This window comes from Amycolatopsis jejuensis, from assembly GCF_000717335.1.
In the GTDB taxonomy this organism is placed as follows: Bacteria; Actinomycetota; Actinomycetes; order Mycobacteriales; family Pseudonocardiaceae; genus Amycolatopsis; species Amycolatopsis jejuensis.
This window is the reverse complement of sequence record NZ_JNYZ01000003.1, coordinates 294,517-310,149: the sequence shown is the minus strand read 5'-3', so window position 1 is coordinate 310,149 and position 15,633 is coordinate 294,517. Positions and strand designations below refer to the sequence as shown.

12 protein-coding genes and 2 pseudogenes are annotated in these 15,633 nt (G+C 62.0%); 5 read left to right on the top strand and 9 right to left on the bottom strand.

Annotated features, from left to right (window positions below; all coding sequences use genetic code 11):
• Positions 1-8 precede the first annotated feature (8 nt).
• From dndB to OO71_RS04570, 5 genes are read left to right on the top strand one after another with little or no spacing between them, the layout of a single operon-like run.
• On the top strand, positions 9-1,160 hold the full coding sequence (gene dndB / locus OO71_RS04590; protein ID WP_156096169.1) for a DNA sulfur modification protein DndB: 1,152 nt from the start codon (positions 9-11) through the stop codon (positions 1,158-1,160).
• Positions 1,157-2,698, top strand: a complete 1,542-nt coding sequence (gene dndC / locus OO71_RS04585) for a DNA phosphorothioation system sulfurtransferase DndC (RefSeq protein ID WP_084144693.1) — start codon at positions 1,157-1,159, stop codon at positions 2,696-2,698. Before dndB ends, dndC begins: the two co-directional genes overlap by 4 nt.
• A complete protein-coding gene (gene dndD, locus OO71_RS04580; RefSeq protein WP_033288304.1) occupies positions 2,695-4,671 on the top strand; it encodes a DNA sulfur modification protein DndD in 1,977 nt (658 codons plus the stop codon). Before dndC ends, dndD begins: the two co-directional genes overlap by 4 nt.
• 23 nt (positions 4,672-4,694) lie before the next feature.
• Positions 4,695-5,090, top strand: a complete 396-nt coding sequence (gene dndE / locus OO71_RS04575; protein ID WP_033288303.1) for a DNA sulfur modification protein DndE — start codon at positions 4,695-4,697, stop codon at positions 5,088-5,090.
• Positions 5,087-6,505, top strand: coding sequence for a DNA phosphorothioation-associated putative methyltransferase (locus OO71_RS04570; RefSeq protein WP_033288302.1), 1,419 nt, complete (start codon positions 5,087-5,089; stop codon positions 6,503-6,505). The genes dndE and OO71_RS04570 overlap by 4 nt, the downstream gene beginning before the upstream one ends.
• A gap of 7 nt (positions 6,506-6,512) precedes the next feature.
• On the opposite strand, the gene OO71_RS04565 is transcribed toward OO71_RS04570, so the two are convergent.
• From OO71_RS04565 to OO71_RS53230, 9 genes and pseudogenes are all read right to left on the bottom strand, one after another.
• Complete coding sequence (locus OO71_RS04565) at positions 6,513-7,511, bottom strand: IS630 family transposase (RefSeq protein ID WP_245633563.1); 999 nt, start codon at positions 7,509-7,511, stop codon at positions 6,513-6,515.
• 289 nt (positions 7,512-7,800) lie between these two features.
• Positions 7,801-9,981 carry a ParB N-terminal domain-containing protein gene (locus OO71_RS48480; protein WP_084144692.1) on the bottom strand — a complete coding sequence of 727 codons (2,181 nt, stop codon included), beginning with the start codon at positions 9,979-9,981 and terminating at the stop codon, positions 7,801-7,803.
• 205 nt (positions 9,982-10,186) lie between these two features.
• The gene (locus OO71_RS04555) at positions 10,187-11,920 is read right to left on the bottom strand and encodes an ATP-binding protein (RefSeq protein WP_033288299.1); all 1,734 of its coding nucleotides are present in this window, start codon (positions 11,918-11,920) and stop codon (positions 10,187-10,189) included.
• A gap of 400 nt (positions 11,921-12,320) precedes the next feature.
• Positions 12,321-12,794, bottom strand: coding sequence for a hypothetical protein (locus tag OO71_RS04550; RefSeq protein WP_033288298.1), 474 nt, complete (start codon positions 12,792-12,794; stop codon positions 12,321-12,323).
• A 151-nt stretch (positions 12,795-12,945) separates the two neighbouring features.
• Positions 12,946-13,287: a hypothetical protein gene (locus OO71_RS04545; protein WP_033288297.1), complete on the bottom strand. Its 342-nt coding sequence runs from the start codon at positions 13,285-13,287 to the stop codon at positions 12,946-12,948.
• A gap of 191 nt (positions 13,288-13,478) precedes the next feature.
• Positions 13,479-14,138: a class I SAM-dependent methyltransferase gene (locus OO71_RS51955; RefSeq protein WP_245633562.1), complete on the bottom strand. Its 660-nt coding sequence runs from the start codon at positions 14,136-14,138 to the stop codon at positions 13,479-13,481.
• 76 nt (positions 14,139-14,214) lie between these two features.
• A pseudogene (locus OO71_RS53235) lies at positions 14,215-14,409 on the bottom strand (protein-L-isoaspartate O-methyltransferase family protein); the annotation flags it as partial.
• Positions 14,409-14,657 (bottom strand): hypothetical protein, encoded by a 249-nt coding sequence (locus tag OO71_RS51950; RefSeq protein ID WP_245633561.1) that lies wholly within the window; start codon positions 14,655-14,657, stop codon positions 14,409-14,411. The pseudogene OO71_RS53235 and the gene OO71_RS51950, both read right to left, overlap by 1 nt.
• A gap of 245 nt (positions 14,658-14,902) precedes the next feature.
• Positions 14,903-15,268, bottom strand: a pseudogene (locus tag OO71_RS53230) (lanthionine synthetase LanC family protein); the annotation flags it as partial.
• Positions 15,269-15,633: the final 365 nt, after the last annotated feature.

Here is a 15,633-nt window from a genome sequence, read left to right as displayed (position 1 = left end):
GATCGATCATGTCACCTGCGACCGGCGAGACGGCTGACCCGACACCGTCGGCTGGTGAGACCTACGGGGGTGCGTTCGAGTACACGTTTCCAGCGGTCAGGGGCGTGCAAGCGCAGCGTGACTTCTACGTCACTATGTTTCCACTGCGGCTCGTACCGCGTCTGTTCCTTTTTGACGAGGAGGAGCTGCAGCCTACTCTGCGGGCGCAGCGCAACCTGAACAAGGCGCGTATCCCCGAGATCGCTCGGTACATGCTGGACAATCCCGACGGGTATGTGTTTTCCGCGCTGACCGCCTCGGTCGACGCTAAGGTGCGGTTTGATCCTCTTGGTGCGGGCGGGCCAGGGGCGCGTGTTGGCCTGCTGGCTATTCCCATGTCGGCGCGCTTCGTCATCAACGACGGCCAGCATCGTCGAGCGGCCATTGAGCAGGCGCTTCGTGAAAATCCCGACATGGGTGACGAAAGCATCCCGATCGTGCTCTTCCTTGACATCGGCCTGGAGCGCTGCCAGCAGATGTTCACTGATCTCAACCGGTATGCGATTCGTCCCTCTCGGTCGCTGACGATCCTGTACGACCAACGTGAGAACGGCGCGAGGATCGTCAAAAGCGTTGTTAAGACGTCCCCGCTGTGGACAGACCTCATCGAGTCTGAGCGAACCAACCTATCTGCTCGCTCACGAAAGCTCTTCACGCTCTCAGCTTTACACACGGCAACGAAGGCGCTACTGGACGGAATCGATGATCTCAGCGTTGACGAGGCGAGCAGGATCGCGCGGAGTTACTGGACTGTCGTGGGCGAGACTATTCCAGAGTGGAAGCTCGTGCACGAGAAGAAAGTAAGCGCAGGAGACATCCGCCGTGACTTCCTGCATAGCCACGGTATCGCGTTGCACGCCTTGGGGAAGGTTGGGAACGTCCTTGTACGGGAGACACGAGATTCCCGCAAGTGGAAACGCAGCCTTGCGTCGCTAAGCACGTTGGATTGGTCCAGGACAAATTCTAGGCTGTGGGAGGGGCGCGCGATGGTCGGTGGTCGAGTTTCGAAGTCGGGAAATAGCGTCACCCTGACTACAAATGTTATTAAGAAGCTGCTCAACCTGCCGCTTTCGAGCGAGGAAGAGCGGATCGAAGAATCGTATGATCGGGGGCGGGCATGAGCCGCGCAAAGACCAGTAGGAACTCGGCGTTCGCCGACGGAGGCATGTCAGCGGTTCTCGACAGCCTGATCGAGCAAGTCCAGAATCTGTATCTCGCGGATCGGATTCCCTGGGTTGTCGGCTACAGCGGCGGCAAGGACTCGACCGCAACGTTGCAGCTGGTCTGGATGGCGCTAGAGGCGCTGCCGCAGGCTCAGCGGACCAAGCAGGTTCACGTGATCAGCACCGACACCTTAGTAGAGAATCCAGTCGTCGCTGCATGGGTGTCCCACTCGCTCGAGCTGATCGGACAGCGAGCTGAGAAGGCGAAGCTACCGATCAACCCCCACAGGCTAACACCCAAGATCACCGACACATTCTGGGTAAATCTAATCGGACGAGGATACCCAGCTCCTCGTCCGAAGTTTCGTTGGTGTACCGAACGGCTGAAGATCAATCCATCAAATGATTTTATTCGCCGGATGGTCCGTAAGCACGGCGAAGCAATCTTGGTGCTGGGCACGCGCAAGGCGGAAAGCTCCGGGCGCTCGGCTCGTATGACGTCACTGGAAGGTGGCAGGATTCGCGACCAGCTCAGCCAGAACTCGAACCTGCCCAACTCCTTGGTGTACAGCCCAATCGAGGACTGGAGCAACGACGACGTGTGGCTGTTCTTGATGCAGCGCCCGAACCCGTGGGGATACAACAACAAAGACCTGCTCACCATGTATCAAGGTGCTTCATCGGATGGCGAGTGCCCGTTAGTCGTGGACACCAGCACGCCGAGCTGTGGCGACAGCCGCTTCGGGTGTTGGACATGCACGCTTGTTGAAAAAGACAAGTCGATGTCCGCGATGATCCAGAACGACGAAGAGAAAGAATGGATGCGTCCTCTTCTGGATATTCGCAACGAACTTGACGAGACCGATGACCGATCCAAGCGAGACTTCCGTCGAATGAACGGCACGGTCCAACTCTTCCATGATGCACCTATCCACGGCCCATACCTGCAGGAGTGGCGCGAAGCGTGGCTGAACAAGCTACTGGAGGCGCAGACCTACATTCGGCAAGGAGGTCCTGACAATGTGGCGAACATCGAACTCATCACCTTGGAGGAGATGGAAGAGATTCGCCGGATTTGGGTTGTGGAGAAGCACGAATTCGAAGACTCCCTTCCAATGATATACGAGAAGGCCGTCGGCGAGCCCTATCCCGGTAAGCCAATGGACGATCATCTGCCACTTGGCTCAGATGACGTCAGGCTTCTGCGTGAAATCGTCGGAGGCGGCGGTGGATCGTTGCACTTCGAGCTCGTGCGTGAGCTGCTCGATATTGAACAGCGACATCGCGCAATGTCGCGTCGCGCCGGCCTCTTCGACGCCTTGGAAGCGGCCCTGCGAAAAGGATTCTACGACGATCGAGAGGACGCTGTTGCCCGCGCTCGCACGAACCGGGCGCGTCGGAAGGGGGAAGACCGCGATGAATCCTTGGATTCCCTGATCGACGCCGAGACAGGAATGATCAATTTGACTCCCGTTGATCGTAAGGCTAACGCATGATCCTCGATGAGTTGGTGCTGCACAACGTCGGCGTCTTCGCCGGCCGCCACAGCTTCGAACTGACACCCCCATCGCCCGACAAGCCGATCATTCTGATCGGCGCACTCAACGGCGCCGGAAAGACAACCTTCCTCGACTCCATCCAATTGGCGTTGTTCGGACCGCTTGCCCGTACCGCCAGCCGAGGCGGCGGCAGCTACCAAAGCTATCTCCGCCGACTGATCCACAACGACGCGCCGCTGGATGAAGGCGCAGCGATCGAACTCGCGTTCCACATCGTTGAACGAGGCCACGAACGCCATTACCGGTTACGCCGGGCGTGGACCGGTACCGCCACGGGTGCCCGCGAGCGGGTCGACGTCCTCGTCGACGATCGCCCAGACGGCACCTTGTCACGCCAGTGGGCAGAACGGGTCGATGCGTTCGTGCCTCGAGGTGTCGCGGAACTGTTCTTCTTCGATGGAGAGAAGATTGAGACGCTAGCCGAACTCGACAACGCCCGCGAAGTCCTCCGCACGGCCATCGGCGCCCTCCTCGGGCTCGATCTGGTTGACCGCCTCGCTGCAGACCTGACTCTGGTGGAACGTAACCACAAGGCCGACCAAGCAGCGCCAGCAATGCAAAAGGTCCTCGATACCGTGCGGAATAAAGTTGACATGCACCGCGAACAGAAGGAGCAAATGAAGCGGAGCGTCGACGAGGCCCGCGGCAAGCTTGAACGAGCGGAAAAGCGACTGTTCGACGTCAATGAACGACTACGTCTCGAGGGTGGTGAACTCTTTGATCGCAGCAGCGAACTGGAGGCAGCCAAACTCCACCTGGCAGAGTCGGCGAAGGACCTTGACTCGAGGCTACGTGACGCTGCAGCAGGAACACTCCCGCTGCAGCTCGTCCGTGAACAGCTCCTTGAGCTCGCTGAAAGCGCCGAGTCCGAACTGTACGATCGGCGACAACGCGACATCCGCGACATTCTGCAGAAGCGTGACCGAGCTATCCTTGGTCAATTGAAAAAGCAGGCGGTTTCTACGGAAGTCATCAAGAATGTACAGGACTATCTCGCTGCCGACCGGAAGTCACAGACGGGCAAAGAAAAAAAGAAGCCGATTGCGGAACTGAGTAACGAAAGTGTGGTTATCCTCCGTCGCCTGATCGATGCCGATCTGGATGCCGAGATCGGGAACGCACAGCGGCTCATCGATCAACGGGCCACGGTAGTGCAAGAACTCGATGATGTGCTCCAAATGATCGCAAGCGTTCCGCGTGAGAAAGCCCTGGACGAACTTCGCCAGGACCGAGACGACGCCTATCGCGTCGTTGCCGAGGCGACTCAACTGCTCAACCAGGCCGAGACCGAGGTCTCTGCTGCTGCAGCAGCAGAACACGAGGCCGAGCGGCGCCTCAGCGGCCTGCTGGAGAAGGCCGCGGACGAACTCGGCGCCGCGGAGGACTCCCGCCGGGTGATCGAACACAGCCAACGAGTGCGGACGACGCTGAGCCGGTTCCGACACGAGGCCAGCCGCAGAAACGTGGACCGAATTCAGAAGCTCATCCTGGAATCGTTGCAGCGCCTTGCTCGGAAGGACCGCCTGATCACCGATATTCGTATCGACCCGGAAACCTTCGAAGTCGAGCTCCAAGGACGCAATGGCACAGTGCTCCTACCGCAGCAGCTCTCTGCGGGGGAACGACAGCTGCTTGCCGTGTCCATGTTGTGGGGCCTTGGACAGGCATCCGGCCGTCCGCTTCCCGTTGTGATCGACACGCCGCTCGGCCGGCTTGACGGTATTCACCGCAACCACCTGCTTGAACGGTACTTCCCCCAGGCAAGCCACCAGGTGATCCTCCTGTCTACCGACCAGGAGATCGACGAAGCAGCGTGGAAGCGGCTCCGTAAGCACGTTGGCCACACATATCAACTCGAACACGACGCCGGCCGCGGCAGCACACGCGCCACCACCGGCTATCTCTGGTAAAACGACAACATCCGGGAAACCTCATGCCCATAGACAACATTCGGCTTAGCCAAAAAGCGCGCGACCAACTTGTCACGCTCAAACGGCGCACCGGCATCCCGCACTGGAACACGCTCTGCCGATGGGCTTTCTGCCGGTCACTATCCGAGGCAACACCACCACCGAAAGCGAAACATCCAGCCGATAGCAACGTTCAAATGGACTGGCGCACCTTCGCCGGACCCCACGGCGACCTCTACTGGGCCTTGCTGCGTCAGCGTTGCCACTCCGACGGATTGCCCCTGGACGACGAAACACTCGCTCAACAGTTCCGCGTCCACCTCCACCGCGGGATCGGCTACCTCGTCGGCGACCGGAGCCTGCGCACCATCACCGACCTCGTCAACGAAGCCATCGACGTCCCTGCCAACGTGACGTGACAGCGGCGGTACCTCGCCACCGAACGGCACTCATCCGCACTAAGCTCTCGCGTCCACTCGCCTGCGCGGTAGCCGATAAGATCGTGACCACCGAGAGCACAGTGTTCGACTACGGCTGCGGACGCGGAACCGATCTTGCACACCTCAACCAGCTCGGCATCACCAGCGCTGGATGGGATCCTGCGCACCGACCTCACGAGGCACGCCAACCCGCGCAGGTTGTCAACCTCGGCTACGTCCTCAACGTCATCGAGCACCCTGACGAACGCGTCCGCACCTTACACGCGGCATGGGAACTCGCCCGGGATGCACTCATCGTGTCCGCACGAATGACATGGGATGCTCGCGGACTTCGCGGCCGGCCCTCCGGGGACGGCGTCCTCACGAGCACTGGAACGTTTCAGAAGTTCTTCGACCAGCATGAACTCCGAACCTTGGTTCAAGACGCCCTCAACGCGCCAACACTTAACGCTGCCCCTGGCATCATCTACGTTTTCCGCAATCCCACACGCGCACAAGAACTACTCGCGGCCCGAACCCACCGCCGAACCGCAGTACCCGAGCCCTGGATCTGCGGACAGCTCTACGACCAGCACCGCGACACCCTCATGCCATTGGTCGAGTTCCTCACCGCATACGGGCGACTGCCTAGGTCGACCGAAATGGACACCGCACCCACCATCACCCGACGGTTCGGCAGCCTCGCCCGCGCCTTCGCGATCATCTCGACCAGCACCGACCCCGAACACTGGGTCCGCCTGCGCGCCCGCGCTACCGCCAGCTTGCTTGTGCACCTCGCGCTCGCCCGCTTCGACGGACGACCACGATATGGCCACCTTCCCCGCACCGTGCAGCACGACGTCCGGGAGTTCACGCAGAACTATCGCAACGCCTGTCGCCGCGCCGACCGCCTGCTCATGGCATCCGGCAACGCCGACATGGTCGGGTTCGCCGTGGACGCTAGCCCTGTCGGCAAGCGATCCCCCACTGCCCTGTACATCCACGTTGATGCTCTCCGTCACGCGCCCGCAGTGCTAAGGGTCCTCGAGGGATGTGCACGCACGCTCGTGGGCAACGTTCCCGGCGCGAACATCATTAAGCTGCACCGCAACGAGCCGAAGGTGGCCTACCTGACCTACCCGACATTTGGGCAAGATTCACACCCGACCCTCGCGACCGCCCTCAGTGTCGACCTGCGCACCCGCGTCGTCGACGTCCAGGACCACCGAGGCTCGCCGGACCCACCGCTGCTGCATCGGACCGAGGAATTCCTCGGCCCCGACGACCCCCGCCGTGAGCGGCTCTCCGCGATCTCAGTCACTGAGACCGAAGCCGGCCTGTACGACCACCCAGAACGGATTGCCACCCTTGGTGGCTGGCAGCGCGAACGTGATCGGCTCCGTCGAAGGAGCTAGTGCCGCATCAAGCAACGTTAGGTAGGTAATCCGGTCGGCGGATTTTGGAGTTGACGGCGAAGTGGCGTTTGGGGTGGCAGTGGCGGTTGCGCCAGCGCAGGTAGCCGGCGATGGCGGCTTCCTGGGCGGCGTGGCTGGGGTAGTCGCCTCCGTCGAGGGTGAAGTAGCGGATCGCGGTGAACTCGCACTCGATCCAGTTCAGCCATGAGGCGTTGGTGGGTGTGTAGACCAGCTCGATGTCGTTGGCGGCGCACCACGCGGTGACCTCGGCCTTGCCGTGGGGTCCGTAGTTGTCGCAGATCAGGTGGAGCTTCCCAGCGGGGAAGCGACGGCGGATTTGCTTGCAGAAGTCGAGGAACTGCGGCCAGCGTTTGCGGTCCCGGAACCGGTAGAACATCTGCCCGGTGGCGAGGTCGAGCGCGGCGAACATGTGCCGGATGCCCTTGGTGCGGGTGTAGGTCGCGCGCAGGCGGGCCGGTCGGCCGCGGGGGAACCAGCCGCGACCGGGACGTGGTTGCAGGTTCAGCGGCCCGAACTCATCGACGCAGATGACGCGCCCGTCGGCGGGTGGTTGATCGTAGAGGTCGAGGATGCGGGTCTTCTTCGGTATGAAGTCCGGGTCCTTGCTGGCTTTCCAGGTCTTCGTCGTCTGCCAGGACACGCCCTCTTGGCGCAGGATCTGCCGGACGGTCTCTGTGCTCGCCCTGATCCAGGCGTGGTCGGCCAGGTATTCGACCAGCTTGGCCAGGCTCCACGTCGTGAACGGCAACCCCAGCTCGGTCGGTTTGCAGGTGGCGATGCGGCAGATCTGTTCACGGGCGGCCGGCCCGAACTTACGAGGTCGGCCGCCGTTCCATTTTGGGGACAACGCCGCGAACCCGGAGTCGTTGAACGCGTGGATCACCTCCCGCACGTAGCCCTCGGTCGCCGCGAACATCACCGCGATCTCTCCCGCGGAGCGGCCCTGCGACGAGGCCAGCACGATCCCGGACCGCCGCAGCCGCACCCGATCCCGAGTCGACCTCGTGATCTTCACCAGCTGCTGCGCCTCGTCGGGCTGCAACGACCGGGCGAACACCTCCGGCTGACGCGCCATGACTCACCTCCACCGGCCAGCCTCGCGCTCACCAGCCCGGATGTCCACGCGACACGGTTACCGCGTCAACGTTCCTTGATGAGGCACTAGTCATTACTGTAATCTGGCGGTCGCGGTAACTTACAGCGGGCTGTTCCCAGGAAAAGCCAAGCTTGCGGCGCCGCTCATGTGGAACAATTGCAGCCGCCGACCTCCAGTGTCACTCCTTGTCTGCAGCGGCCTCTGGCGTTGTCGGAGCTAGATCGAGTGCTCCCTGTTGATCGCCGACCTTGGCATTGGCCGACCAAACGTTGAACTCTTCCTCAGAAACAAAGAACCAGTCGCGAAGTGCCCTCTTAAGGCTGGTCGCGGCGATCTTTTCGGCCTGGTTACGTAGCTTACTGTCGGAAACGCCCGGCTGACTGGTCGCCAAGGCTTTAAGTTGCTGTTTCGTGCATAGATCCAGGTACATGCGACGGGCTTGGCCAAGCTTCGCGTCGAACCTGGCGCGCGCAGGTAACCAGTCCGCAACGTGTTGCCACGCGTGAGGAATTGCAAGGGCCTGCATCCAGAAGTACCGAAAGTAAACAGCTTGAGGGGTGTCCATGTTCCCAATTTGATTGATTGGGTTGGTAATCGTCTTACTGAAAGCAAGTTTCCGATCCCGACCCTTCCCGTGGTCGATCGCAAAGAAAGTATTCCACGCAGCAGTCAGGGCGTCGGCAAACTTCGGCAGGTCGACGATTCTCGTGTCAGGAAGCATTCCTTTGCGCATTTCCCACAGGGAGCCGAGTGTCATGATCAATCCCAGTTGGCAAGCGTGTGTGTTATAGACACTGTAGGCAGCCTTGCAATTCTTCATTCTCTCGGGTCGAGTTGATTCGAGATACTCAAGCGCGCGATATCGATCGAAGTCATCCTCTTTTGCTTTCAGTGCCTCCCAGGCTCGGATTACGTCTGATTTTGGAATTCTGTAATCGCCCGAATTCTTGGTTTCAAGATAGTGTTCATGGCTGGCGCGCAGTGTCCAGAACACGCCAACTCCCCCGAATAGCGCGTCATGCGCAAGGGAGGCAAAAGTGTCTGCGGTGTGCCAATCCTCTTTTAGCTTTGCAAGGCTCGTTGCGTGTGCAGCGTATGGTTTGGTCTTTGAGAGCAACGTGAGTATCGCGGTGCCCCAGGTCTCCATAAATCGCTCGCTAATTGCGTCGGCCTTGCCTATGGGGAAGTTGAGATTTCCGATGGACTTGCAGTCAAAGGTGTAACCTCCATCGTCAAGTCGACTTGGCAGGAGCGTCTCGAGGTCGAGTTGGGCACGCATGAACTCGTCGCGCTCTTCTGGGCTCTCCCGTCCAATAATCGGTTGAGCCAAGTTTGCGAGGTACTTGGGAGGGCCAAAGATGCACCGGTTGACGGCCATCTTCAGTAGATGCACGTTAGTGACGACAGACCAGCGGGCCGGTCGACTGCTATTGACGTCTGGATTGTCGTATTCGACTGCGTACAGCGGAATACGTGCATCTTCACTGCGGCCTCGGAGTGCACTGAGCATACTCCGCGTCAGTACATTACCGAGTTCGGCGTCGGACAGTAGAATTATTCTAGATTCGCTTGGTGGGCGGGCTTCCTTATTGACGTCGACGAAGAGTTTTCGAGCTGCTTCGTGCGGCCGTGATTCCTCGCCTGTTTGTTGTGGAAACCAGCAGACTGTGACCGGCACCTCAACTTTTTCAAGGTCGACTTCTGTTGTGCCGTGGGTGTTGATTAGCTGCCTGACTTGATGTTCGTAGAAGGATCGGAATTTAACTCCCGACGTGTCCTGCCAAGAGTTGGAGAGCGTCCGTTCGATGGCGAGAAGAGCCATCGCGCGGTGCTGACCGTCAAGCACCACCAAACTCGCTTCTGACCGATTCCACCAGAGCTTTCCCACGTTGGCGCCATGCGGCTCGCCGTCGGGGTCCAGGAGCCGATGGACTTGGAATGCGTTACCAGCGCGCTGCTCCTGCCATGTTGCGTCGTCGTGATCGTTGGTGACAGGCTCCCCAAGAGCAGGGAACTTAGTTGGCTTCTTGTTGCGGAACGGTAGAAGTACCGCAACGATAGGCGGAAAGAAGGCTGGGCCGGTGGCTTGAGGTTTGAGCAGGTAGGGGATGAGGTTGACCGCGACCCGGTGGTCATCGAGGTCGCGTTGCAGGAGCTGGTTGAAGTCGAGGTCGCCAGCATCCATGATCTCCCGGACTGGCGCCAGACTCTTGGTAAGTTGTCGCTCGGGAGCGTCGCCTTCACCGCCGAGCTTGGCCTTGGTCATCACGTAGTCGACGCGACCGGCAGGTGTATCGAAACTGCCCCAAGTTCCCTGGACATAGTCCCGGAAGGTTAGCTTGGTGCCGGAGCCGAACATACTTCGTTGCCTTCCTTGTGTTCTAGTACATCGCGTCGCGCTCCCACTTGCACTTCGTGTCCAGTCGCTCACACTGGGTGAGCGACGTTGCTTCGTGCGAGCGGACTACTCCGTAGGAATCACACGCCGGGCATCAAACGTTACCGTGTGCGGTCGGCGCCGGTGGGGGCTGTACTCGTCTGCGTGTCCCCACCGGCCGGCCCGACTACTGATCCTTGAACTGCTCCTTCAACAGGGCCTCACTGAACATGCCCCAGTACGTCCGCAGGTCGTCGAACTGTTCGGGGTTCTCATACATGCCTTCAGCTCGGGCGTACGCCATGAAGAGCAAGTCGATCGCTGACTCCGCGCGCCTAGCGAGATCAACCATCTCCTCGGGAGCCATGTTCCCGACGCCTTCATCGGCCACCTTTTTGATGGGCGCGTAGACGTCCCTGAAGAAGGCATGCCGTTGATTGAGCTTCACGACGGACTTGCCATTGAGGTGTCGAATGTCGAGAAATTCCTTGCCGGGCCAGCGACCGTCGAGCAGCGTGATCGGCTTGGTCCGTACCTGTTCGCGGATCTTCTCGATCTTGCCGGTGTCGACCTGCGGATCGAGCCCCCGATCTTCGGCTGCCTCTTGGACGATCCGTTCCTCCTCCTCCGCGGTCGCTGTGCGCCCGGCGAGCCCCTTGGGGAGATTGGGGTCAACGCGTTCAGCGGTGTTCATGCTGCCGCTGTGCTCACCATTCTCGGCTCGATTCTGGGCGTCGTATTCCTCCCACTGTTGCCGTACCAGGGAACGTGCTTGCCGGACTGGCCGCTTCAACCACGTACGCAACTCGTCGCGAAGCTTGCTGACCGGTTCCGCACCGCGCTTGACGTGACGAACCTGGAAGTATTCGTCTAGATCAGCAGGAAAACGGACCTCGATCGCGATGTACCGGATCACCTTGTCTGATCTGCCGCCTTCAACCAGCTGAGGTACCACGTCGTAGTAGATCTCGCGTCCGTTGCGGAGGATGCTGATCCGCGCCGCATTGTCGGCGTTGATCTGGAACTCTCGGATGTCCTGACCCTTGTGGTCAGTGTCGCCTCCTGCCCCGGAGTAAGGCCGGAACTCCCGCGGCACAAGTGCGACGGCGACATGAACCTTTTGCCCGTCAACGACAATGTCATCCTCTTCGATGAGCTGACCGCGTGGGTCGGCTGGTTTGTATCGCGAAATGATGCGGGGATTGTCCATCCGGAACAGCGGGTCGTGCAGCGTGACCTCCTTGCCGTCAAGTTCGAAGGAGCGCCCGGTGTCGATAAAGGTGCGGTAGGCCCGTGCGATGAACTTCCTGAGATCGGCAATCTTCTGCTCGAGCGACGTTGCGAACTTACCGCCGCTCGACAACCGGTCGATCTTGCCAAAGACCACGACCGTACCGGAGGAGAAGGGGCGGCCGTCTCGGCCGACCATGAGTTTGGCGGCTGCCGCCGGCCAATCGTCGACAGGCACAGTCGTGATGTACTGCTGTCGACCTTCGCGGATTTCCTCGAGGTCGATGTAGCTGTGGTAGACCTTCGAACTGTTGGCCTCCTTGCTGTAAACGTCGATACGCTCACCGAGGCTGAGCCCGGCTAGCTTCAGGCCGACGCCAAAGCGACCGAGACCGGCTCGCTGGTTGTAGCGGTTGCTATAGCCCATGGACAGAACCTTGTGCATGATCGTCGGATCGATGCCCGTACCGTTGTCGACGATGATGATGCTGTCGATGGTCTTCTTCCGGGGACCAAACACGGGCAGTACGCGCATGATTGTGGCCTCGGCCTCGATAGAGTTGTCCAAGGGCTCGCCGACGGCGGCAGTGAGATCGAAGCCTGCATCGCGCATGGACTCCAACGCTCGATCGACCTGAACAAGATCAGCACGCTGATCTTGAGTGGAAAGGAAGAGCGGTTGGCTAGTCATGGTGAGTGAGATCCTTTGCGACTTGTACGGACGACGTGTGACGCAGTAGTCGGCCTGTTTGCGACACGGATGGCGGTCGAGGGATATGGACAAAACGCGCAGGTAATAGGGTGGAAGTCGGGTTTGTCCGGATGGAGCCGGTTGGACGGTGTTTCGACGTGGATGTGAAAGAGTGCACATTCGACGTCGAAGGCGCTGGTCACTGTGTGGCGGATGTCGTAGGTGAAGTACTCGCCTCGTTGGTCGGATGCGTGGCAAACCAATCGGCGCTGCACGTCGGTGTCGCTACGGCCGACGTAGAACAACTCGCCTTGGTCGCCGTACAGCATGTACGTGCCGATGTGGTTCGCGGGAATGAGCGCGCGGATGAGCCAGGGGCGCAGGCGAAGGAGGCGCGGCGTCATGCGGCCAACGCCGTCTCGTGCCAGATCTGGCGGCCGTGGCGACGAGCACGGCTGATGCGTTCGCGTACGCGGGCTACTGGCAATCCGTGACGATCGGCAAGACTCGCCGCGTCCTCGCCGTCGGCCAGGTCGCGGAGTATCGTCCGGTCGCTGGCCGTGAGGGCCGGTTCGGTCTGGAGCCAGAGGTGAATCTCGGCTAAGCGGTAGTTCTGGTCTTCGAAGCCGAGGTCCGTGTGATCGTCTAGCACGGTTGACGGGGCAATTTCTCGGCGCCGCTCGATCGCCTCGTAGGCGTGCCCGAGTGCGGATCGCATGCGGGCAGCTGCCGGTGTCGAAGTAGACTGTCCGCTTGGGGTCCGCAACAACTCGTCGAGAGCACGTTCGATGCGGTCGAGTTCGTACAGGTCGCGAGCGGCAAGGGCTCGCTGTTGCAGCACGATAACGGCTGCCTGGACAGTTTGGCTGATCATGACTGCTCCATTGGTCTGGTGGCGAGCCCCATGCGGTGGCACGCGTCCGTTCGGTGAAGCACTGCGTGTGAAGTTGTGCAGTCGAGAGTACTCGACTCTGCCGACGGCGGCACCGTCAGCGCTGAACTTGCCGAGTCGAGGTTGCTCCTGCCTACATAGATCGGTCGAAGTCGCCGTTCGTTGCAGTCTCGAGAAGGTTTTTCCCAAAGCCCTGGTGGAACTGCCACTGCACCTGGTTTACCAAGTAGCCCGACAGCGCGAGCGTTGCTCCGCGTTGGTCGCTACCGGGTGAGGTGGGTGGTGTCGTCGTTGGATGAGCAGGGGTCAGCGCCAGCCTGGCGTCGGGTTGGGTCCAGGCGAAACGTTGTTGTTCCCAGCGAGTGATGCTGGCGTAGTGCACGACGAACGCAGCGCTGGCCCGGATGCTGGCGGAGAGGTCGAGGAAGAGGTGCGCGGCGACGGTGACGGTTTCGCCGTGGCTGATGATCAGCACGGTGCCGCCGCTGTGGCGGACGAGGATGTCCCGCTGACGATCAGGAAGTCGGCCAGCTCTACGACCGCCCCAGATCCCGGGTGCGGACGGTACGACGGAACGCCTGGATCAACTCGGTCTCGAAGGCATCGACTGCCTGTTCGGCCAGCGGTTCGGGCTTCCTGGTCATCATCTGCTCCCCGCCGAGATGGTTACTCGGTTTCGTAGGTGAGGACGAACCTGCTGTGGGTCTTGTCGATCACCAGTCCGGGCAGCTCGCTGTCGGGGGTGTCGGCGGGGTAGGCGACGAGGGTGGCCTTGCGTTCGTCGCGGTGCACCGACCAGGCGCGGATCTCGTCACAGCGGTGGCGGGCGAGTTCGGTCGCGGCGGGGCCGTGCCCGGTGGCCCCCAGCTCCCACCTGGTGGTGCCGCCGTCCTCGCGGCGGCGGGAAGTGAGGTAGGCCAGCGAGCTGCCTTCTACCAGCGGGGTGCGCGACCGGGCGAGATCGGGTCGCAGACCGCGGGCTTGATGTCGGCGGGGACGTTGAGGCGGCACACCCGTGGGTCGGTGACGGTCAGCCGCAGCTACACCCCGGCGTAGGGCTCGTCGCCCGCGATGGTTACCCCGGACCATTCGCTGGCACGGACGATCGAGCACTCCGTGCAGGGCGTCGAGATCGAAAGGCTGGTCGCGGTCCCAGTGCAGCAGGATGGTCTCGTCATGGGTGATCGGCGCAGACTGTTCGCCTTCGTCCTCGCCGACAAGGTAGACGAAGCCGCACAGTTCGATCGAGTCGGAGATCAGCCGCCCATCGCGGTAGGTAAACGCGACCGAGCGGGCCTGGCCGCGCCACCGCAGCGGCAGCACCACCCTGGCGCCGGGGGCGAGCTGCCGCCACCACGCCCAGGGAATATCCCACGGGGACACCGAGCGCGCCGTCGCCGGTTACCACGTGCACGCCGCGGTAACCGGCGGCGGCCAGGTTGCGCGTGGCCTGCTCGGTCACGTCGGGATCGATGTCGATGGTGACGACGTTCGTCTCGTTGCCGGTCAGCTCGGCCAGCAAGCTGGCGTCGTATCCCGTCCCGGCACCGATCTCGAGGATCTTGTTGCCAGGTTCGACAGCGAGCCGGTCGAGCATCATCGCGACGACGAACGGGAGGCGCGGGAGAGCGAGGTGCCGTCGGCGAAGCGGTGGGTGATCACCGCCTGCCAGGGGTTGTGCGCGGCGTCCAGGTCGGCGTCGGGCACGAATTCGTGCCGAGCCACCTCACGTAGCACCCGCGCCACCTCGGGGCGCTTCGCGTAGCCCTTCCCCTGGGCCTTGGCGAGCATGGTCTCGCGCAGGGCCTCGGGTGAGCTGGCAGTGGTGTCGGTGGTGTTGTCCATCGCTTCCTTTCATTCGTTGAGCAGCAGGCAGGTGTCCCACTGCGTGACCGGTGGTGTGTTCGTGCGGGCGGAGCGCTGGGCCAGCATGACCCCGCGGCGCCGGTGAGTAGCCCGCGCCCGTTCGGAGGCTGGCGTGCCAGGAGGGAGGTGAGGCCGGTGAGCAGGCGCGGGAGCGTGGCGGCGAGCTGGTCGTTGTGGCGGCTGGCTCGCCACGCAGTGTGCACAACCCCGGCCCATCCGTGGCACAGCGACACGTCACCGAGCCGGGCGAGCTGCTGCTCGTCGCGCAGGCACCAGGCCAGGATGTTCTCGGCGCACCGTCGCCGGGCGCGGTCGCCGAGTACGAGGCCGGCGACTTGTTGCGCGCGGGCGATGCCGGGAGTGCCGTAGCACCAGCTCGGCCGCGACGGGCCGGGTAGGTGCACGGCGCCGCGGGCGTGGTCGGCCTGGCTGATGGCCTCGGGCCACCACGCCCGCGGTGGCACACCGCAGCGCCAGCGGTCTAGCCACCGGCAGATCCGGTCGATGGCCGCGGTCTGCCCGGACACGACGATGCCGCGGCGCAGAGCGAGCGAGAGCAGCGTCAGCGGCCCGGCGATGCCGTGGGCCATGCCCAGGTTGCCGTGCCCCATCTGCCAGGCCGGGCCAGGACCGGCAGGCCCACCAGCCGGGCCGCCCGTCCGGGTGCGTCCGGGTGAGGCCCACCAGGTAGCGCAGCACCTCGCGCAGCAGCTCGTCGGCGGTGCCGCAGCGCAGCAGGTAGGCGCCCAGCCCGGTCAGGCCGCCGATGAGGTCGAACTCGCGCTTGTCGGCCAGCTCGCCGCGGCCCATGCGCTGGTAGGCGGCGTCCAACTTAGACGAGGTGATCTTCTCGACGTGGTCACCGAGCACGGTCAGCGCCCGATGTTGAGCGGTGGGGACGAGGGCGAACGCGACCGCAGGTGCTCCCTCGAACAAGCTCGCCTCCTCGGGGTGG